The following is a 19,701-nucleotide window of genomic DNA, read 5'->3' as shown; positions in this document are numbered from 1 at the left end:
CACCGTCCGCCCGAACCGCTTATTCAAAAGAGGAGAAGCATCCATGACGATTCGTGCGGGCATTCCGCTGCGCCTGACGCTTGCCGCGACCGCGGTGCTTGCCGCGAGTATCGGCGCCGCGCGTGCCGACACCATCAAGATCGGCGAGATCAACAGCTACAAGGCCCAGCCAGCGTTTCTCATGCCCTACAGGAACGGCTGGAATCTCGCACTGGACGAGATCAACGCGGCGGGCGGCGTCAACGGCAACAAGCTGGAAGTCGTCTCGCGCGACGACAACGGCAATCCTGGCGATACGGTGCGCGTCGCGCAGGAACTCGTCACGCGCGAGCAGGTGAAGCTGTTGTTCGGCGGCTATCTGTCGAACACGGGTCTCGCGCTCGCCGATTATGCGAAGCAGCGGCGCATCTTCTTCCTGGCGGCGGAACCGCTCACCGACAAGATCGTCTGGCAGGACGGCAACAGGTACACGTATCGTCTGCGGCCGTCCACCTACATGCAGGTGGCGATGCTGGTGCCCGAAGCGGCGAAGCTCCACAAGAAGCGCTGGGCGCTGGTGTACCCGAACTACGAGTACGGGCAATCAGCAGTCGCGACCTTCAAGCGCCTGTTGAAGGCCGCGCAGCCGGATGTCGAGTTCGTCGCGGACCAGGCGACGCCGCTCGGCAACGTGGACGCCGGCGCGGTGACGCAGGCGCTCGCCGACGCGAAGCCCGACGCCATCTTCAACGTGCTGTTCAGCGCGGACCTGGGCAAGTTCGTGCGCGAGGGCAATACGCGTGGTCTGTTCAAGGATCGGGCGGTGGTGTCGCTGCTGACGGGCGAGCCCGATTATCTCGATCCGCTGGGCAAGGAAGCGCCTGTGGGGTGGATCGTGACGGGTTATCCGTGGTATTCGATCGATACGCCCGAGAACAAGAAGTTCGTCGCGGCCTATGAGGCGAAGTATCACGACTATCCGCGGCTCGGCTCGGTGGTCGGCTACACCGCGATGATGTCGATTGCCAACGGCCTGAAGAAAGCCGGTTCGCCCGATGCTGACAAGCTTGCCGCCGCGTTCAAGGGCCTGCCGGTGAACACGCCGTTCGGGCCCATCACGTACCGCCCGCAGGACAATCAGTCGACCATGGGCGCGTATGTGGGCGTGACGGGGCAGAAGGACGGCAAGGGTGTGATGACTTCGTTCCGCTACGTGGACGGCGCAAGCGTCCAGCCCTCGGACGCCGAGGTGAAGAAGCTGCGTCCGGCGGAGTAACGCGTCAGGACTTCGGAAAGGGCTTGCTGACGAATTTCGAGCCGGCAAGCCCGAAGCGCCAGGGCACGTCCACGGCCTTGGTGAGACCGATGCGCGGGCCGCTTACGATGGCAAAGTCTTCCTCGGGCGGCTCGATGTGAAACGGCGGCTCGTACAGCGACATGCCGTTGTTCCGGTGCGTGATGGCGAGCGCCTGCCCCAGGCGTCCCGGTCCCGAGCAGAGCAGCTTCACGGGTTCGAGGCCGCGCCGCTGGCGCATGACATCGAGGCCGGTCAGCGGTTCGATTGCGCGGATCAGCACGCCCGCGCCGTGGCCCGGTTCCCGGCAGACGAAGTTCATGCACCAGTGGATCCCATACGAGCGATAGACATACACATGCGCGGGCGGCCCGAACATTGCTGCATTGCGCGGTGTCGGGCCGGAGAAGGTATGCGACGCGGGATCTTCGCGGTCGTAGGCTTCGGTTTCGACGATGCGGCCGCCGACGCCGTCCACCGTCACGATCGCGCCGATCAGGCGTTGCGCGACGATCTCGGAGGGTGCGTAGAAATCGATGGGAGTGGGCTGGGGGTTCACGAACGCTATTCTAAGTCGTGCGTGGACGCCACGTCCGCCAACGCTCAGGAGACGCCGAATGAAAACCTCATGGTTTCTCAGATTCTCGAACGCGCTCGCGCAGGTGGCGGGCCACGCATCGACCTTTGTCATTGCGGTCGTGCTGGTGATCGTCTGGGCGATCTCGGGCCCGATGTTCCATTTCAGCGATACGTGGCAACTCGTCATCAATACGTCGACGACCATCGTCACGTTCCTGATGGTGTTTTTGATCCAGAACACTCAGAACCGCGATACCGCCGCGATGCAGATCAAGCTCGACGAGCTGATCCGCGCGATGGACCGCGCGCACAACGCGCTGCTGGATCTCGAAGAACTCGACGAGAAGGAACTCGCCGTGTTCCGCAAACGTTACGAGAAGCTTGCGCAGGAAGCGCGTGAGGGTCTGCGTTCGGCGAATAGCGATATCGACATGCCGGCGTTCGAGCGCGACCAGAACCGCTCCGGCGAAGCGGAGCGGTAGCGCGTCATTTGGTCAGGCGCAGCACGCCGAGGTTGCCCGCGATCTGCTGGAAGATGTCATCGAGCGTGGAGTTGTCGGGCGCGTGGTAATAGTTGCCCGGACTCGCGCAGTTCTGCATGGTGACCTGCGCGCTCGAACTGGATGCCGATGCGCCGAAGGTGATTGCATAGACTGTGATGCCGCTCGCCTTGATCGCCGTACAGATGGCTTGCTGGTACGCGTTCACGTCATCGGGATAGCCCGCGCCGTTGCCGCTCGAGTCGTCGACCGGATCGCCGCCGTGCAACTCCGACGAATCCGTGAGTGCGTTCGACATGTTGCTGCCGTCGGGGCGGAACACCGTCGGCGCCGAGAGGCTGTTGGTTCCTACGCCCGACAGTCCGTTGAAATAGAGCGTATTGGGAATGGAGCCCGCTGCGCCGATCTGATTCTGGCCGTCGGTGAGGACGATCATCACGCGCTGGAGGTTCTGCACCGAGCCGTCGGTGGGCTTCGGCAGGCTCGGGTCGGTAGACAGCCAGCCGTTGTTCGTGCCCGCCACGTTCGGCGACCATGACGGCTCCAGCATGCGCCAGCCCCACAGCAGTCCCGTCGGAATGATGGTGGATCCCGAAGGCGTCATCTTCCCGACCGCGGTGCTGAGCGTGGTCGCGTTCTGCGTGAGGAAGGTCATCGAGGTTCCGAGGCAGCTCGAGTTCTGCGTGAGCGTTTGTCCGCTCGTGTTGGTTTCATCGAACTGCGTGCCGATGCCCGTGCCCTGACCCGCCGGGGGATTGTTGCAGCGGTTCGCCGAGCCGGACGAGCCGAGCGTCACCGGAACGCTCGATACGGATGCCGTCGTGCTGCCGGTCGTATTGCACGCGTTGTATCGGCTGGACGAACTGTAGGCGACGATCTGCAGCTTGCTCGGCGGCACGTTGTAGTAGTAGCGCTGGAACTTGCGCGTGTCCTTCGGCGAATAGGCTTCCGGCGAAAGATTGTTGCCGGTGCGCGGCTCGATCGGGCAGCCGCTCCACGCGCTGGTCGTGATGCCGGTGGTGTTGTAGGTCGGCAGGACGGAGCTGAGCCAGCTGCCACTGGACGACAATGCGCCCGTCGTGTTGACCGTGCTCGCGAACGGCACCAGGCCGACGTAGCTCTTGCTCGTGGTGGTGCCCGTCGGCAGCAGATCGGTGATCAGCGAATTGGCGGCGTCTTTCAGGCCGCTCATTTTGGTCGCGCCGGACTTGCCGTTGGCGGGGTCGTTCATCGAGCCGGTATTGTCCAGCACCATGACCAGTTCGAGCGTGCTTTGCGGCAGCCGCATGGCGGTGTTGCTGGCGGAGACCGTGGAGGTATCGGGCGTCGGCGTGCCGCTGCCGGACCCGCTGCCCGAGCCGCTGCCGCTCCCGGTTGTCTGGGTGAACACCTTCGGCGCCATCAACGGCAGCGAGCCCGACGCCGACAGCGCGATGGTCTGCCCGGTGGCCGGCGCGCCCGTCACGGTCGCGGTGAAGTTTGCGTCAGGCATGGTGAAGCCCATCATGCCGGAGGGACTGTTCGCGTCGTAGTACGCGCGCGCGTCCTTCTGCCAGACGGTGAGGCTGGCGCCGCTCGGCGTGTTGCCGAAGCGCTGGAGGTCGACGCCGGACGACAACGTGGCCACATCGAGCGCCATCTGCATGTGGCCCTGTGTCATCACGACATTGATCGCGTCCAGCGCCACGCACATGGAGCCGATCATGATGCTCGCGCACATCGCGAACATGATCGCGACGCCGCCCTCTGCGTCTTTCCGCAGCCGGTTGCATGAGCGTAGCGTCGACGAAATCGTCATGAAGCGGTATCCCTTTCGTTTGATTGTCATGTGCGAACCCGTGATTCCGCGAGCGTCAATAGAACGCTCGTGGCGCACGCGGCCGCACATACACGCGGCGGTACACGGTCTGCTGTCCCGGCAGCCCCGGGATGAGCGTGGAGGTCATGACGAACGGGTTGTACGACATGAACACTTCCACGATGATCGCCGAATCCCCGGTGCGAAACGGCCACGTACTGGGCAACGGCGCCGTGCTCGACACCTTGGACGCCATGCCTGAAGCTCGGCTGTTGGTCCATGAAGGCGGGGAGGCCGTCCATTGAACCTTCGGCGTGACGGTCGTCATGGAGGTATCCATGTCCTTGCACTTGCTGCTGGAATCGGGATCGCACACGAACGTCACGTACACCATGCCGCTTGTCTTCAACTGATACGGCGCAGCGAGCAGCACCGCGTCCTGCCACAGCGAGCCATAGCTGTTCGCATCGGTGGTGTCGTTGTTGTCGGCGATGACCGAGGTCATCTGACCAATGGTATTGGCGAGCGTGAAGGCCGTGCGATCCACGGCGCTGACCGCGCGGATATACAGGTAGATCTCGGTGAAGCCGAGCATCACCAGCAGCATCAGCGGCACGATGATCACGAACTCGATCGACACGCTGCCGCGATCCGAGCGCAGCACGCGGCGAAGTTTCGCCGCGATGGATCGGGCTGTTTCGCGGGTCGTTGTCATTTTTCGTTCTGCACGAGGTAGTTGCGCTGGAAGGTCAGCTGACTGATGCCGAAGAGCTTGGGCACGCCGGTGATGCCGGGCATCGTGAGCTTGATGTTGTAGACGACCACATCGCCATATCCGCCCATGTCCTGCGTCGGCGAGTAGCCCGCGCTGGCGACATTGCCGTAGCCGTAGCTGCCGTAATTCAATTCGCTGACCGTGATGGTCGCGCCGACGTTACGCCATCCGCTGAGGATGTTTTCGACGATCGACTGCGCCTTCTGCACCCGCGTGCCGGAGCTCGGCGCAGTCGTGGTCAAGCCGACACGCGATGCAGCCTGCGCCGCGGCCTGCACCGATGCATCGGCGATCATCTCCAGCGCAATCTCGACCGTACCGATGAAAAGGATCATCGCAATGATCCCGACGAACGCGAATTCGATCGACGCAATGCCACGTTCGTCGCGCAGCAATTGCTTCGCGAAGAGCGGGGGACGCGACGGGCGGCGTGCGGACGGATTCATTTGAGACGCGTCGTCTGTACCTGGGCCGTCGGAATGGCGGCCGGTGTGGACGTTGCCGGGGAGATCGACGACGTGCGTTGCCCCAGCATTTCGCGCTGCATGTCGTAGTAGCGCAGGTTGTCTTCGACCGATGCCTTCGGCAGGTCGCGCGACAAAATCTCGGCGGCCGCTTCCCGGTTGCCGAGCAGGCCGTAGGCGAGCGCGAGATCCTGGCGCGCCTGCGGCGGCGCGGCGGGGAAACGCGTGACGTCGAGCAGCACGTTCGCGCCTTCGCGCGGATCGCCGCCGAGAATCAGCGACAAGCCGAGGTTCACCGAGATCAGCGGATCGCCGGGGTTCTTTCTGAGCGCCTGCCGCAACAAGGCCTGAGCGCCCTGGTGATCGCCGTTCATGTCGAGCGCGGCGCCGAGTCCGGCCGAGGCGAGCGGATCGTCCGGCATCAGCGTGAGCAGGCGCCTGTACGTCGAGATGGCGTCATCGAAGCGGCGCTGGCGCATCGCGACGCGCGCGAGTCCGATGAGCGGCGCAGGCGCGTTCGCCTCGCTCTTGCTGGCGCGATCGTAATAGACGCCTGCGCGCGTGAAGTCGCCCACCGCGTAGAGCGTATTGCCGAGGCCGGTGAGGCCGGCGACCGAGTGCGGATCCGCTTGCACCGCTTTCTCGTAGAGCGAGGTCGCGAGTTCGATGTTGCCGGAATCGAGCGCCGTATCTGCGATACGCAACTCGCTCATCGTGCTGGGCGCCGAGTTGCGCATGACGGGGCGGCTTTCGACGCTCTGGCGGGTCGTGGTCGTGGTCGTGCACGCGCCGAGCGCGATGGCGAGCGTGACGCAGGCGGCGACGCCCACGCGCCGCGTGGCGAAATGGGAAAGTAGTGTGGTCTTCATTGTTTTGTAAAGACGCTGATGAGTTGTATGGCGGCCGGGCCGGCGGCGATCAGCATCACCGCGGGCAAGATGAAGAGCATCATCGGCACGGCCATCTTGGGTGCGAGCTTGGCCGCCTTTTCCTCGATCGAGACGATATGCGCGAGCCGTTCGGTGTGCGACAGCGTGCGCAACGCCTGCGTGATCGGCGTGCCGTAGCGCATCGACTGAGTGAGCGTGGAGATGAGCGCGCGGATCGACGGCAGATCGATGCGATCGGCGAGCGCCTGCAACGCGCGCGTGCTCTCGCCCGAGAGCTTGAGTTCGTCGGCGGTCAGCGAAAATTCGTCCGACAGGGGCGGGCAGATGGTCGTCAATTCGTCGGCTACGCGCCGGATCGACACGCCGAGACTATTACCCGCGTTCGTGCAGATGACCAGCAGGTCGAGCGCATCAGGCAGGCACGAAGCCATGGCCTTGCGCCGCCGCGAGGCGAAGAAACCGATCACGTACTCCGGCAGGATCATGCCGACCACGAATACGAGCAGCATCATGACGCCGCGCACCGCCGGATAGCCGCCGACCACGGGAATATGCGAGCCCAGCATCACCGCGAACGCGGCGCAGATGAGGCCGACGACGAACTTGATGGCGAGCAGCACGGATACCGCCGACTGGCTGCGATAGCCGCTGCGGATCATCTGCGTGCGCAATTTGGCGCGGTACTTGGCGTCGAACAGCGGCAGACGGTCACCCAGGCGGGCGAGGCGCTGCGCGAGACGCGCCATGCGGCTGTCGTCGTTGTCCTCTTCCACCGCCACGCGTTCGTTGCGCTGCACGACGGCGGCCTGCCGCGTGCGCTCGGCGATGCGCCCGCGCGCGCCGCCGTGCTTGGTCGCCCACCAGAGAATGATGCCGACGACGAGCGCCAGCAGCATCAGCAGGTTGATCAGTGTTTCGATGCTGTCCTGACTCATCGCGCGGTATCCAGTTTCGACATCTTGTGAACGACGCTCAATCCCAACATGAGGAAAACGGCGGCGCACGTCAGCACTTTCTGTCCCGCCGAGGTATCGAACAGCACCATCAGATATGACCGGTTGAGCACGAACATGCTGCCCAGGATGAAGAAGGGCACCGAAGCGAGGATCTTGGTGGTGATGCGCGCTTCGCCCGTCAACGCCTTGGTTTTCTGACGAATCTCACGGCGCTTGCGGACGATGCCCGCGAGGTTTTCGAGGGTTTCGCCAAGCTGGCCACCGGTCTCGCGCTGCAGCAGCAAACAGACACAGAAGAACGAAAAATCCGCGATGCCGATGCGCGCGACCGCCGTAGCCAGTACTTCTTCGAGGTCGAGACCGACTTTCAGCCCATCGCCCATCAGCCTGAATTCGCTTTTGAGCGGCTCGGCGCATTCGCTCGAAGCGACGCCCATCACGTGCGTCACGGGAACGCCCGAGCGCACCGCACGCACGATCAGGTCGATGAGATCGGGAAAGCCTTCGAGAAAGCGTCGCTTGAAGCGCTCGACGAGGAAGCGGTATGACTGCACGATGCCCAGCAGCGGAAGGCCGATCAGCAACGCGGGCGTCGCGAACGCGGGCAGTGTCATCAGGTTGCACATGACGAGCGCAACGAGCGCGGCCAGGATTGCCGTCACGATCACGATGCGCGGGCCCTTCGCACCGGCCACGGTCTTCAGGCGCGCGAGCTTCGGCCCGAACCAGCGGCTCAGCAGGTTGTCATTGCGGCTGACGGTGAAGAGATCGGAGACGTCATGACGCGCGTCTCGGAGTTGCTGGCCGCCGGCCGGAAAATCGGCCTGCAGGCGTGCCTGGATACGGGCATCGGGGCGTTGTTTGCGCATGTCCTGCAGCACCAGCAGCATGATGCCGACCAGCAGGACAACGGCGAACGCGCCAAACGTGAGCAGGTCGACGGAAGTCATGGGCGCATCGCCTCCAGCAGCGCATCCTCTAGACCGTAGTAGGCAGCGCGGGCGGCGAAGGCGGGGCGCACGGAGCCTGTTTCGAACACGCCTTTCACTTCCTCGCTGTAGGCGCTCGCGTCATAGCGGAACGTGAACAGATCCTGCGTGATGATCACTTCGCCTTCCATGCCGACCACTTCGGTGATGCGTGTGACGCGCCGCATGCCGTCGCGCATCCGCTCGATCTGCACGATCATGTGCACCGCGCTGGCAATCTGCCGGCGGATCGACAGCAAGGGCAGGTTGCCGTTCGCCATCATCACCATCGATTCGAGACGCGTGATGCCGTCGCGCGGTGTGTTCGCGTGGATCGTGGTCATCGAGCCGTCGTGGCCGGTGTTCATCGCCTGCAACACGTCGAAGGCTTCCGAGCCGCGGGTTTCGCCGAGGATGATGCGGTCGGGGCGCATCCGCAGCGCATTGCGCACGAGATCGCGCTGCGTCACCGCGCCGAGCCCTTCGGCATTCTCGGGACGCGTTTCCAGACTGACGACGTGCGGCTGCACGAGTTGCAGTTCGGCCGCGTCCTCGATCGTCACCGTGCGTTCGCCATGGCCAATGAAGTGCGACAGCGCGTTGAGCAGCGTCGTCTTGCCCGAGCCCGTGCCGCCCGACACGATGACGTTGAGCCGGCAGGTGCTTGCGAGCTTGAGCACGGTGGCCATCGTGGCGGACAGGTTGCCCTGCTGCGCCATGCGGTGCAGCGTGATGTTGCGCTTGGAAAACTTCCGGATGGAGATCGAGGCGCCGTGGATCGCGAGCGGCGGCAGGACGACGTTCACCCGGCTGCCGTCGGCGAGACGGGCATCGACCATCGGGCTGCTTTCATCGACGCGACGGCCGACGCCCGCCGCAATGCGCTGCGCCACGTTGGTCACGTGGGTGTTGTCGCGAAACTTGCAGTTGGTCAGCTCGAGGCGGCCGTGCCGTTCCACCCAGACCTGATCGGGGCCGTTCACCAGCACGTCGGTGATGGTGTCGTCGGCGAGCAGCGGCTCGATCGGACCAAGGCCGAACATGTCGTTCAGCAATTCGCCGACGATCTGCGCCTGTTCCGAGATCGTCACGTTGAGCCGCTCGCGCTCCGCCACGTCCAGCACGAGCTGTTCGACGGCTGGCTTCATCTGCTCGCGCGTCTTGCCGACGGCGGCCGACGGGTTCATCGCGGTGAACACGCCGTTGCGAATCACTTTGAAGAGGTCCGAACGCACCAGCACTTCGCTGCCTTCCGGCGCGTGCTGACGTATGGAGGGCGCGACCGCGGCAACCGGCTTCGGCGCCTCAGCGACTGGCGCGGCCTCGGCGCCGGTCGCCGCGTCCGCGTCGTCGGCCAGGCGGGAAACCTGCTTCTGTCCGAACATCAGCCTCTCCTGAGCCGGAGCTTCTGGAAGAACGAGCGCTCGGCGTTCATTTGCTGCCCGGTGAGATCACCGCCGATGCGGGTGATCATCTGATTGAACCCGTTCGCCGCTTTTTCCTTCGGCGCTTCGCCGAGGTTCTCGGCGATCGCGAGTGACTTCGCTTCGAACGGGATCTCGTACAGCACAGTGCGGCCGGTGGCGGTCATGAAGTCGTTCGACTGCACCTTGCCGCTCGACACGGCGTTCGGGTTGTTGAGCAGAAGCGACGTGGGCGGATTGCTGTCGCGGTCCTCGATGTGGCGCAGAAGACGGATCGTCTCGCGCGTCGAATGGACCGAGCGGTCGGCCACCAGATAGACGCGCGCGGCGTGATCGAAGGCTTCTTGCGCGAGCGGGTCGGTCACCGTGCCGATGTCGAGGATGACGTAGTGAAAGCTGTCGCACAGCAGTTCGAGGACGCGCGGCAATGCGCCGGCGCCGAATGGCCGCGTGGCGCCGTACTCGTGTTCCGCCGACAGCATGAAGAGCCGGCTGCCCTTGGCGACCAGCGTGCGCTCGACGTATTGCGGATCGAGGCGATGCACGTTCTGCAGCACGTCGATGAGCCCGTTGTTGCTTTGCAGCCCGAGCATGGAGTTGGCCGCGCCGCCGTGCAGGTTCAGATCGACATAGGCGACGCGGCGGTGCGTGTCCTCGGACAGATGCCGTGCGACATTGAGCGCGAGCGTGGTCACGCCGACGCCGCCGCGCGCGCCTGCAAAAGCGATCGTCTTGCCGGCGCGCGCGAGCATCACCGGGCTGACCTTGCCTTCGGACACGTTGATGGTGCGCTTGAGCAGTTCCACCGTGATCGGCTTGACCAGGTAGTCGCGCACGCCGATCTTGAGCAGGCTGCGGAACAGGCCGACGTCGTTGCGCTCGCCGAGCGCCACCACATGCACCGACGGTTCGCACACTTCGGCGAGGCGACCGAGGTCGGACAGCGGCATCACCGATTCCTGCAGGTCCACCAGCAGGAAGAGCGGCGAGCGGTCGACCTTGGCGAGATAGGCAATGGCGTCATCGACATTGCCCATGACGATGTGCGCGTGCGGCATCGCCTGTTCGAGCACGAAGCTCTTCACGATCTGCTCAGTCTTGCGATCGGACACGAAGGCGATGAAGTCGGCGTTACGCGTGCCGGACTTGGACTTCGAAAAGGAGAACTCTGTGCTCATGGCTGGCCTTGTGTGCCTCTGGCTGTGTCGCGTTGCATCACTTGCTGCTGCGTGAGGTCGATGTATCGAGCGGAATCACGTTACCGGTCTCGTAACGCCGCACCGCGCTCGCCGCCACTGCCGCGTCTGCCGGGCCAAGCGTCTGCGGATGCACGGCGTCTTCGGGACGCGCGAGTTGCGCGGCCAGATTGGTATAGGTGGCGCAGCCCCATTGCATGCTCGGCCGGCGAATGCCGGCGTCCGTCAGCAGCGACGAACGGGCGAGGCTGGTGCAGTCAGGCGGTACGGCGGAGGTGCCGTCGTAGCCGATCACGGTTTCGTTCGGCATGTTGCGCGGCGGCTTGAAGCAGCCGCTGGCGGTCACCGCGAACAGGCCGGCGAGGATAAGCGAAAGCAGTCGTGTGGTTTTCATGACGGGCTCAATAGACGTAGCCGGCTGCGCCGACGAGACGCGGCTGTCCGGCCTGAGCCGCCGCGCCGCCGTTCTGGCGCCGGAAGCTGTATTCGACATCGCTCGACGGCGAGATCAGCGATTCGAGCGGGGTGCGCAGTTTCGACGGATCGGTGGGTTCGACCAGATACGGCGTGACCATGATCACGAGCTCCGTTTTGTTGTTCTGGTAGTTCGTCGACGAGAACAGCTTGCCGAGAACCGGAATCGAACCCAGACCCGGGACCTGCGAAACGAGGTCGCTCGTATTGCTTTGCAGCAGGCCGCCGATTGCGAAGCTTTGGCCGCTCGCCAGTTCGACGGTCGTATCCGCCCGGCGCACCGACAGGCCCGGTACGGTGACGCCGCCGGTGGTGACGCTTGCGGTCGAGTCGATCTGGCTGACCTCCGGGCGCACCTTCAGGCTGATGCGGCGATCCGTCATGACGGTCGGCGTGAAATCGAGCTTGACGCCGAACTGCTTGAACTCGACCGAGATCGCGCCATTGGTTTGCGAGACCGGAATCGGGAATTCGCCGCCCGCGAGGAAGCTGGCCGTCTGGCCCGACAGCGCGACGAGGTTCGGCTCGGCGAGCACCGTGAGCAGACCTTCCTGGTTCAGTGCGTCGACGAGCGCGCGGATGTCCACGTTGTTCGTCTTGAAGGCGCCCAGAATGGAATAGGCGTTGTTGGTCGGCAGGTTGACCGGATAGGTCACGGCGCCATTGGCGCCGCTGAGCGGCTGATTCAGGTTGTAGATTGAACGGCCGCTAAAGACGCCGCCGTAGAAGTTGCCGACTGCATTGCCCATCGCCTGCCAGTTGATGCCAAGCTGCTGCGTGACGTTGCGATCCACTTCCGTGATGCGCACGCGCAGTTGCACCTGCAGCGGCCGGTCGATCGTCATGCGGTTGACCAGCACTTCCTTCTCGGCAAGATAGGGCGTCACCGTCTGCACGATGGCGTCGGCATCCGCCGGATTCGCTGCCTGGCCGCTCAGCGTCAGCGTGCCCGGCCCGGTGCCGACCTGGATGTTCGCATTCGGGAAGCGCGCGGCGAGCATGCCGCGCAACATGACCATGTCGCGCGAGACGACGATCGTGCGCTGCACGAGCGGCCGGTTGTTGGCGCCGAGCACGTAGAGCGTCGTCGAGCCGGTTTTCTTGCCGAGCACGAATACCGCCCGAGGCGAGGGTACGTGCACGTCGGCAATGGACGGATCGGCGACGAACACCGACACAGCGTTTTCATTGAGCGACAACATCGTGCCCTTGCTTGCATCGAGCACAAGGGGGCCTTGGGAGGTGGCGGGGAGCATGCCGTCCGTTGCCCCGGCGCGAACCGGCGCGGTGGCGCCTGCGTGCGGCGGCAGCTTCGCCGGCGGCGCCGCGTGCGTGGCGGTGCACACGAGCAGAGCCGTCCACGCCAGGGCCGGCGCGTGACGCGTCTGACCGAAATTCGCCGCGATACACGACGCGATACGACTCCAACTGAACTGCGTTTTCATGAATGTGAATCCTGGCGATGGCGCGCGTTCGAACAAGGGCACGGGATCAACGCTCCGCTGGCACGGAGGGCAGCGGCGGAACGCCCGGGGCCGGAGTGCCCCCCTGTGCGACGCTCGACGTATCCGACTTCTCGGAACCGCGGTAAATGGTCACCATCCGCGGCGCGGCCGGCGCAGCGCTCGGCGCGCCGGTTGTCGCCGGGTGAGGGCGCGGCAGGTCGCGCACGGCGCGTGAAATGTCGCCGGCCCAGATGGGCTTGCGTTCGGGCGCCGATGCGCCCATCGGCGCCGCCGGATCGCGGCTGACGGTAGCGAAGCTGCGCAGCGCGAGCGACAGGCTGCCGAGCCGCGCTGCGACCGCGACGACTTCGCCCATGCGCGGCGTGACTTCGAGGGTGACGGTACGGGCGCGCACCACGGCCACATCGGCGTCGGCGTTGCCGCTGCCGTTGTTGTTGGGGCGCTTGATTTCAGAGCCGACGGCCAGCACGCGCACATGCTCGACCACCGTTTCGCTCGATACCGCGAGATCGGGGGAGTCGGTGCGGCGGTCCATCTGCTGGGTGAGCAGCAGGTCGACATAGTCGCCCGGCTGGATCAGACCGGCGTTGCCGGATACATCGTCGACGGCGACCGAGACGGCCCGCATGTCGGGCTTGAGGGTCGCGGCGAGAAAGCCAGGGGCGCTCGGCAGGAAGACATCGTCGGAGACCAGCACGGTGCCGCCCGCGACGGGATGGCGCAGCAGCGCACCCTTCAGGTCGGGCGCGCCCGCCACGCCCGAGACAATGGCGTTGGGCGGCAGTTGCGCTTTCGGGACTTCCTTCCAGGCGAGATCCTCGTCGCGCAGCAGCAAGCCCTGCGGCAGATCCGCAGCGCTCACCAGGACTTTATCGCTCGTCACGACCGGCTTCGACGGGCGCGAAGCGCTCGCCACGACCACGCGCACGATCAGCGCGATCAGAAGCGCGCCGACCAGCAGTACGGCAAATTTGATGATATTGGACATAGGGACGCCGTCCTATCGCGTCGAGATGAGGTGCAGCAGGGCAGGCAGCATGATCACGAGGCCGCCGCCGAAGGCAAGCGCTACGCCGTACGGAACGCCGCGAGACGCGGAGAACATGGCGAGCGCGCGAAGCGGCATCGAGCGCTGAGACGGATTCATGTTGCGGGTGGCGAGACTCACGAGCGACACCACGGTCCCGATCACCGAGACGAGTGTCAGCGTGGCCAGCGAAAGACCGAATCCCACCCAAAGGAAAATGACTGAGGCGAGCTTGGCATCGCCGCCGCCCAGCATTTTTGCGGCGAACAACAGCGCGCAGACGAGAAACACGAGGACTGCGAGCGACAGATGCGAGATGAGGTCGTCGAGCGGCATGCCGGCGACGAGCGCATCGATGAAAAACAGGGCGCCGATCGTGAGGACAATGCTCGTCGGGAGACGTCGGGTGCGCACGTCGGTGATCGCGAGCCAAAGCAGGGCGCCGATCACGGCAAGACGAATGATGAGAGACAGTACGGTCACGATGGGGCTCGATTCGAGGCGGGAAGGATGAGGGCCGGCGGTTTGAAGGCCGGGCCCCTGAATGGACTTACGTGCCCGCCGCGTTCTTGACCTTGGTCGTCAGGTTCGTGAAGATGGTTTGCATGTTCGTGCTGAAGGCAGTGCCGACGGCCACCAGGGCGACCACGACGATACCGGCGAGAATGGCGTACTCCATGGCGCTGACGCCACGTTCGTCGCGCACGAAGGCTTTAATGAGCTTGTTCATTTTGTTTCCTTGATGAGTGAGGTTTGGGCGAGCAGTACCAGAGAGGATGCTTACCGGTTTGGATCATATCCACGGCACCCCTGCGTATATCGGCGGAACAGAAGGCGAAAACGGCCTCTTTTCATGTCGACTCGGGTGCGATGGATAAGCCCGTTAACGGCAGTGCTCTAGACGGCTTTAACTCGCCCGGAAAAATTTCACGAACCTGAACAATGGCTTGGGCGAAGGCGGCCAGACGCCCACTCGACGGAACCTGATCGCCTGAGCGGTACCGCTTGTGTGTTCCGTACTTTGCTGGCTGCCGGGCAGGATGCGTTGAAGCCGAGCATTCAGCGAGCTGACAAACGTTTGCGGGCACAGGCGTTGCGCTGATATCCGCGCAGGCCCACTTCAATGAAGGAGTATCGACATGCCCGAAAAGAAAACCCTCGCGCGCGCTTCGCAAGCGAAGCGTTCAGGCAAGTCCGGCAGCACCCAGGCAGGCGCGTTCGTGAAGGAGCAGATCGACCATATCCGTGAAGGCAAGCACGGCGCGAAGTCGGCGAAGCAGGCCATTGCGATCGGGCTGTCCGAGGCGCGCCGCTCCGGCGTCAAGCTGAAAGCGCCCAGCAAGGGCACGACCTCCGCCGCCACCCGCAAGAAGGCCGCGCAGGACACGAAAGCCGCGCATCGCACGAAGCAAAGCCCCAGCACTGAGTCGAAGGCGAAGCGTTCAGCCGCGTCCACCCGCGCGTTGAAGCGCGAGAGCACGAAGGCCGCCTCGCACAAGGCGCTGTCGCGGCAGACCCATGCGGCGTCGAGCCGGCGCTCGGCTGCGGATCGTTCGGAGGCAGCGAAAAAGGGCTGGGCGACGCGCCGGGCCAATGCCGCTTCGGCGTCGAAAGGATCGCGTGCGCGTCACGCCTCGCGCTGAGCGCGGCGCTTGCGGGCGATGCGCGAGTACGACAGCGCCATCGTCGCGAGCTCCTGGGCGGCGGGCGTCAGCGGCACGCCCGCGCGTCGAACCAGGCAGACCGGCGTGCTCGCGGCGCGTTCGGCAATCTTGAACACGGTCACGTGCTCGCGAAAGAACGGGTGAGTTGCCAGCCCCGCGGGTTCCAGGCCGAGATAGTCGCTCCCGGCGATGCAATGCAGCGTGTCGAACACGGCCTCGGTCGTTGCGGCGATGCGGGGTGCGGGCAAGCGTGCCTCTTCAAAGAGCGCGGACAGGCGATTGCCCGCTGTCTCGCCGCTGCGTTGCCGCGTGCTGACCCACTGCGCGTCGCGCAGGTCGGCGAGGGTGCGGGCGCGGACGAGCGCATGATCGCGGCGCGCGATCACGGCGACTTCGGATTCGAACAGCGGGGTCGTTTCCATGTCGTGAACGTCCGCGTCTGGCGCGATCAGCGCGAGCGCGAAGTCGAGACGGCCTTCGCGAACCCACGAAGTCAGCATCCGTGAAGTCGCGCTGGTCAGATGCACGTCGATCCGCGGGCAGCGCTCGCGATAGCTCTCCAGCAACGCGGGAAACAGCCGCATCGTGGCTTCGGCCGCCAGTCCGAGCGCCACGCGGCCCGTCAGGTCGCCCTGCAATTGACGCATCTCATCTTCGGTCTTGCGGCACTCGCCGAGAATCAGTTCCGCGCGCACGCGCAAACGCTCGCCGACCGGCGTCAGGCGCACGCCGCGCACGTCGCGCTCGAACAGCGGGCCGCCCGCCTGTGCTTCGAGCTTGCGCATGTGCTGCGTGACGCCGCTCTGCGCGACGTCGAGTCGCCGCGCCGCCGCGCGCACGCTGCCTGCGTCCGCCACGGCGATGAACATGCGCAATTGGGTGAGGGTGAGTTCCATGGGCAGGGGCTCGCGACAGGGTGATCACAAAAAGTGAACATGATAAGCAAACTGCCTCTTCTGGTGGGCATCCGGCGCTCGTAGTATCGAGGCCTGGATAACCTCAACACCGCGCCCATGCCCAGATTCCACGCCCTCATGCTGGCCGCCGTCCTCGCGGCAGCCGCGCCCGCTCATGCGAAAGACGCCGATACACTGCGCCTCGGCATCGACCCCGGCTATCCGCCGATGGACGTCAAGACGCCCGACGGCCACGTCGCAGGTTTCGACGTCGATCTCGGCGATGAAATCTGCCGCCGCATCGCCATGCATTGCCAGTGGGTCGAGCTCGAATTCTCGGGAATGATTCCGGCGCTGCAGGCGCGCAAGATCGACGGGATCATGTCGTCGATGGCGATCACCGACAAGCGCATGAAGCAGATCGCCTTTTCCACCAAGCTGTTCCAGTTCCGCTCGCGTCTGATCGCGAAGCAGGGCGCGCCGCTCACGGCGAGCCCGGAGGGCTTGCGTGGCAAGCGGATCGGCGTGCAGAGCGGCAGTCAGTTCGAGACCTACGCGATGAAGAATTGGGCGCCGGGCGGCGTCGAGGTGGTCCCGTATCAGAGCATGGAAGGGGTGCTGAACGACCTCACGGCAGGCCGTATCGATGCCGCGCTGCTCGGCTCGGTGGAGGCCGAACACGGCTTCCTGAAGACGCCGCGCGGCGTGGGGTTCAGCTTTGTCGGCGAGCCGCTCTCGATGGGCGATCACGGCGTCGGCATGGGGATGCGGCAGGACGATGCCGCGCTCAAGGCGAAAGTCGACCGCGCGGTGAAGGACATGCGCGCGGACGGCACGTACCAGAAGATCGCGCGCAAGTATTTCGACTTCGACGTCTACGGCGACTGATCATGCACATCCAGCGCGACTCTCTTCTCTCGACGACGCTCGGCACCACGCGCGAGCTCGTCAGCTTTCATTTCGGCGACGTTCAGGGCGCGGGTGAGCAGGTATACATCCAGGCATCGCTGCACGCCGACGAAACGCCCGCGATGCTCGCCGCCTGGACCCTCAAGAAGCGTCTCGCCGATCTGGAGGCGCAGGGACGCATGCGCGGCGCTGTCGTGCTGGTGCCGGTGGCGAATCCCATCGGGCTGTCGCAGCATGTGCTCGGGCAGTTCGTCGGGCGCTTCGAGGCAAACAGCGGCCAGAACTTCAACCGCGGCTTTCCGCTGCCGACCGCGGCGGCGTTGATCGAGCGGGTGGCGGAGCCGTTCTCGCCGCAGGACGGCGCGCACAACGCGCGTCTGCTGCGCGCCGCGTTGCTCGCGATGCTCGGTGAGACGGCGGTGAAGAACGAGTTCGAAGACTTGCGGCGGGTGCTGCTCAGGTTTGCGTCGCAGGCGGATATCGTGCTCGATCTGCATTGCTCGCTCGAGGCGACCGTGCATCTGTATACCAGTCCGTCGAGCTGGCCGGCGCTCGAACCGCTCGCGCGCCTGCTTGATGCCAATGGCGTGCTGCTCGCGACGGATTCCGGCGGACAGTCGTTCGATGAAGTCCATGCGCTCTTGTGGAATCAGGTTCGCGAGCGTCTGGGCGACGCCGTGCCGCTCGCCGCGCCGAATCTCGCGGCGACGGTGGAGTATCGCGGCCAGCGCGACGTCGATTACGACACCGCCGCGCACGACGCCGAGGCGATCGTCGAGTTCCTGATCGGGCGTGGCGTGATCGAAGGTGAAGCACGCCAGCCGCCGCCGCTCGCTCAGCCCGCGACGCCGCTCGCGGGCAGCGAGCAGCTGACGGCGCCGGTGAGCGGCATCGTCGTTTATCGGGCTAAGGTGGGCGCAAGGTTGCGGGCGGGCGATCCGGTGTTCGACATCGTCGATCCGATCACGGACGTCGTCACGACCGTCACCACGCGTAACGACGGCGTGTTCTACATGCGGCGCGCGATCCGCTTCGTGCCCGCCGGTGCGCCGATGGGACGCGTGACGGGCGAGACGCCGATTCGAAGCGGGGTGTTGATCGGGGCTTGAGCGAGGGCGGGCCGGGGCGCGACGGGTGTGGGAAGTGCGCCGAGCGCATCCGGCTTGCTTAGCGGGGTGGGTGCGCCTAGCTAACTGCGTATGCCAAGCCGAGGCGCGTGCCAAGGCCGCTGCGTACGCCAAGGCCGCTGCGCCATGTGAAGCCGCTGCGCCATGCGAAGCCGCTGCGCGTGCCAAGCCGCCGCGCATGCCAAGCCCGCTGCGCATGCCAAGGCCGCTGCGCATGCGAAAACCCCACCAAGCACGCCCCACGCCGCGTCGCTAGAATGACCTTCCCCCATTCGCGTTTCCGTTGAGGAGTCTCGCCATGCTTGACTTCGCTCTCCACGCCCGCACGTCGACGCTCGACATTTCCTACGCCGATTCCGGCCCCCGCGACGGTCTTCCCACTTTTCTGCTACACGGCTGGCCCGACGCTGCCCGCGCCTGGAACCCAATCGCCGCGCGGCTCAACGACGCCGGCCGCCGCACCATCGTGCCGGAGCTGCGCGGCGCGGGCGGCACGCGTTTTCTCTCCCCGGACACGGTTCGCGACGGCTCAGGCGTCGCGCTCGCCCAGGACGCAATCGATCTGGCCGACGCGCTCGGCATCGCGCAATTCGATGTCGTCGGTCATGACTGGGGTGCGCGCGCCGCTTACACACTCGCCGCGCTGTTTCCCCAGCGCGTGCGCCGCATGGCCGCGCTCGCGCTGGCCTATCAGCCGCGCGGCGCGTTCCGCCTGCCGGATTTTTCCCAGGCGCGGCGTTTCTGGTACCAGTGGTTCATGTCGCTCGACGGCGGCCCGGACGCCGTCGCCGCTGACCCCAAAGGCTTCGCACGGATCCAATGGGACACCTGGTCGCCGCCCGGCTGGTTCGACGAGGCCGAATTCGAGATCACCGCACGCGCCTTCGAGAATCCCGACTGGGTGCCGATCACGCTCAACGCGTATCGGCGGCGCTGGCGCGGCGATCAGCCGTCCGACCGGTCGCTGGCCGACCTGTACGCGCGTCTGGCGACGATCGAGAGCATTAACGTGCCCGCGCTGATGATCCAGGGTGGCGCCGACGCCTGCGATGAACCGGCCAGCTCGGAAGGCCAGGAAAGCCACTTTCAGGCGGGTTACCGGCGCGTCGTGATCGATGGGGCGGGGCACTTCCCCCTGCGCGAGGCACCCGAAGCCGTGGCCGCCGAAGTGCTCCGCCATCTCGCGTAACCGGCTGATCAGGCGAGCGTCTTGCGCACCCCAGGCAGACACTCCCGACACGTTTGGCGACAACCACTGTATGCGTGTACAGTACTGTTCGCTGCGGCGACTGCGCGCTTCCGAACACCCGCGCCC

21 protein-coding genes are annotated in these 19,701 nt (G+C 65.3%); 6 read left to right on the top strand and 15 right to left on the bottom strand.

The features are described 5' to 3' along the window. The first annotated feature begins 43 nt into the window (after positions 1 to 43). Positions 44 to 1,255: an ABC transporter substrate-binding protein gene (locus QCE88_RS37475; protein ID WP_309910710.1), complete on the top strand. Its 1,212-nt coding sequence runs from the start codon at positions 44 to 46 to the stop codon at positions 1,253 to 1,255. A gap of 4 nt (positions 1,256 to 1,259) precedes the next feature. Here the strand turns inward: QCE88_RS37475 and QCE88_RS37470 are convergent, their stop codons facing one another. After that, positions 1,260 to 1,832 (bottom strand): DNA-3-methyladenine glycosylase, encoded by a 573-nt coding sequence (locus QCE88_RS37470; RefSeq protein ID WP_309910709.1) that lies wholly within the window; start codon positions 1,830 to 1,832, stop codon positions 1,260 to 1,262. A 58-nt stretch (positions 1,833 to 1,890) separates the two neighbouring features. On the opposite strand from QCE88_RS37470, the gene QCE88_RS37465 reads away from it, so the two are divergent. Next, positions 1,891 to 2,334, top strand: coding sequence for a low affinity iron permease family protein (locus QCE88_RS37465; RefSeq protein ID WP_309910707.1), 444 nt, complete (start codon positions 1,891 to 1,893; stop codon positions 2,332 to 2,334). Between the two features lie 4 nt (positions 2,335 to 2,338). Here the strand turns inward: QCE88_RS37465 and QCE88_RS37460 are convergent, their stop codons facing one another. From QCE88_RS37460 to QCE88_RS37400, 13 genes are all read right to left on the bottom strand, one after another. Further along, positions 2,339 to 4,150, bottom strand: coding sequence for a VWA domain-containing protein (locus QCE88_RS37460; RefSeq protein WP_309910705.1), 1,812 nt, complete (start codon positions 4,148 to 4,150; stop codon positions 2,339 to 2,341). Between the two features lie 55 nt (positions 4,151 to 4,205). Next, positions 4,206 to 4,865, bottom strand: a complete 660-nt coding sequence (locus tag QCE88_RS37455; protein ID WP_309910704.1) for a TadE/TadG family type IV pilus assembly protein — start codon at positions 4,863 to 4,865, stop codon at positions 4,206 to 4,208. Further along, the gene (locus QCE88_RS37450) at positions 4,862 to 5,371 is read right to left on the bottom strand and encodes a TadE/TadG family type IV pilus assembly protein (RefSeq protein ID WP_309910702.1); all 510 of its coding nucleotides are present in this window, start codon (positions 5,369 to 5,371) and stop codon (positions 4,862 to 4,864) included. The genes QCE88_RS37455 and QCE88_RS37450 overlap by 4 nt, the downstream gene beginning before the upstream one ends. Then, entirely contained in the window at positions 5,368 to 6,258 is an 891-nt protein-coding gene (locus QCE88_RS37445) for a tetratricopeptide repeat protein (RefSeq protein ID WP_309910700.1), read from the bottom strand. Before QCE88_RS37445 ends, QCE88_RS37450 begins: the two co-directional genes overlap by 4 nt. After that, positions 6,255 to 7,214 carry a type II secretion system F family protein gene (locus QCE88_RS37440; protein WP_309910699.1) on the bottom strand — a complete coding sequence of 320 codons (960 nt, stop codon included), beginning with the start codon at positions 7,212 to 7,214 and terminating at the stop codon, positions 6,255 to 6,257. Before QCE88_RS37440 ends, QCE88_RS37445 begins: the two co-directional genes overlap by 4 nt. Then, complete coding sequence (locus tag QCE88_RS37435) at positions 7,211 to 8,185, bottom strand: type II secretion system F family protein (RefSeq protein ID WP_309910698.1); 975 nt, start codon at positions 8,183 to 8,185, stop codon at positions 7,211 to 7,213. Before QCE88_RS37435 ends, QCE88_RS37440 begins: the two co-directional genes overlap by 4 nt. Beyond that, a complete protein-coding gene (locus tag QCE88_RS37430; protein ID WP_309910697.1) occupies positions 8,182 to 9,588 on the bottom strand; it encodes a CpaF family protein in 1,407 nt (468 codons plus the stop codon). Before QCE88_RS37430 ends, QCE88_RS37435 begins: the two co-directional genes overlap by 4 nt. Then, the gene (locus QCE88_RS37425; RefSeq protein WP_309910696.1) at positions 9,588 to 10,805 is read right to left on the bottom strand and encodes an AAA family ATPase; all 1,218 of its coding nucleotides are present in this window, start codon (positions 10,803 to 10,805) and stop codon (positions 9,588 to 9,590) included. The genes QCE88_RS37430 and QCE88_RS37425 overlap by 1 nt, the downstream gene beginning before the upstream one ends. A gap of 37 nt (positions 10,806 to 10,842) precedes the next feature. Next, complete coding sequence (locus tag QCE88_RS37420) at positions 10,843 to 11,217, bottom strand: CpaD family pilus assembly lipoprotein (protein ID WP_309910694.1); 375 nt, start codon at positions 11,215 to 11,217, stop codon at positions 10,843 to 10,845. Between the two features lie 7 nt (positions 11,218 to 11,224). Next, on the bottom strand, positions 11,225 to 12,742 hold the full coding sequence (locus tag QCE88_RS37415) for a type II and III secretion system protein family protein (protein ID WP_409018284.1): 1,518 nt from the start codon (positions 12,740 to 12,742) through the stop codon (positions 11,225 to 11,227). A gap of 46 nt (positions 12,743 to 12,788) precedes the next feature. Continuing rightward, positions 12,789 to 13,751: a Flp pilus assembly protein CpaB gene (gene cpaB, locus QCE88_RS37410; protein WP_309910693.1), complete on the bottom strand. Its 963-nt coding sequence runs from the start codon at positions 13,749 to 13,751 to the stop codon at positions 12,789 to 12,791. Between the two features lie 12 nt (positions 13,752 to 13,763). After that, positions 13,764 to 14,273, bottom strand: coding sequence for a prepilin peptidase (locus QCE88_RS37405; protein WP_309910691.1), 510 nt, complete (start codon positions 14,271 to 14,273; stop codon positions 13,764 to 13,766). A gap of 67 nt (positions 14,274 to 14,340) precedes the next feature. Beyond that, positions 14,341 to 14,520 carry a Flp family type IVb pilin gene (locus QCE88_RS37400; protein ID WP_309910690.1) on the bottom strand — a complete coding sequence of 60 codons (180 nt, stop codon included), beginning with the start codon at positions 14,518 to 14,520 and terminating at the stop codon, positions 14,341 to 14,343. A gap of 409 nt (positions 14,521 to 14,929) precedes the next feature. On the opposite strand from QCE88_RS37400, the gene QCE88_RS37395 reads away from it, so the two are divergent. After that, the gene (locus QCE88_RS37395) at positions 14,930 to 15,433 is read left to right on the top strand and encodes a DUF6496 domain-containing protein (protein WP_309910688.1); all 504 of its coding nucleotides are present in this window, start codon (positions 14,930 to 14,932) and stop codon (positions 15,431 to 15,433) included. Here the strand turns inward: QCE88_RS37395 and QCE88_RS37390 are convergent. Then, positions 15,418 to 16,350, bottom strand: coding sequence for a LysR substrate-binding domain-containing protein (locus QCE88_RS37390; protein ID WP_309910686.1), 933 nt, complete (start codon positions 16,348 to 16,350; stop codon positions 15,418 to 15,420). The genes QCE88_RS37395 and QCE88_RS37390 overlap by 16 nt on opposite strands. A gap of 117 nt (positions 16,351 to 16,467) precedes the next feature. Here QCE88_RS37390 and QCE88_RS37385 point away from each other — a divergent pair, with 117 nt between their 5' ends. From QCE88_RS37385 to QCE88_RS37375, 3 genes are all read left to right on the top strand, one after another. Beyond that, positions 16,468 to 17,238, top strand: coding sequence for a transporter substrate-binding domain-containing protein (locus QCE88_RS37385; protein WP_309910684.1), 771 nt, complete (start codon positions 16,468 to 16,470; stop codon positions 17,236 to 17,238). A 2-nt stretch (positions 17,239 to 17,240) separates the two neighbouring features. Further along, positions 17,241 to 18,368, top strand: a complete 1,128-nt coding sequence (locus QCE88_RS37380; RefSeq protein ID WP_309910682.1) for a M14 family metallopeptidase — start codon at positions 17,241 to 17,243, stop codon at positions 18,366 to 18,368. A 316-nt stretch (positions 18,369 to 18,684) separates the two neighbouring features. Continuing rightward, complete coding sequence (locus tag QCE88_RS37375; protein ID WP_309910680.1) at positions 18,685 to 19,575, top strand: alpha/beta hydrolase; 891 nt, start codon at positions 18,685 to 18,687, stop codon at positions 19,573 to 19,575. Positions 19,576 to 19,701 lie beyond the last annotated feature (126 nt).

Origin of the sequence: Caballeronia sp. LZ035 (assembly GCF_031451175.1) — a bacterium.
Taxonomy (GTDB): Bacteria; Pseudomonadota; Gammaproteobacteria; order Burkholderiales; family Burkholderiaceae; genus Caballeronia.
The sequence above is the reverse complement of the archived record's forward strand: the minus strand, read 5'-3'. Positions and strand labels throughout refer to the sequence as shown.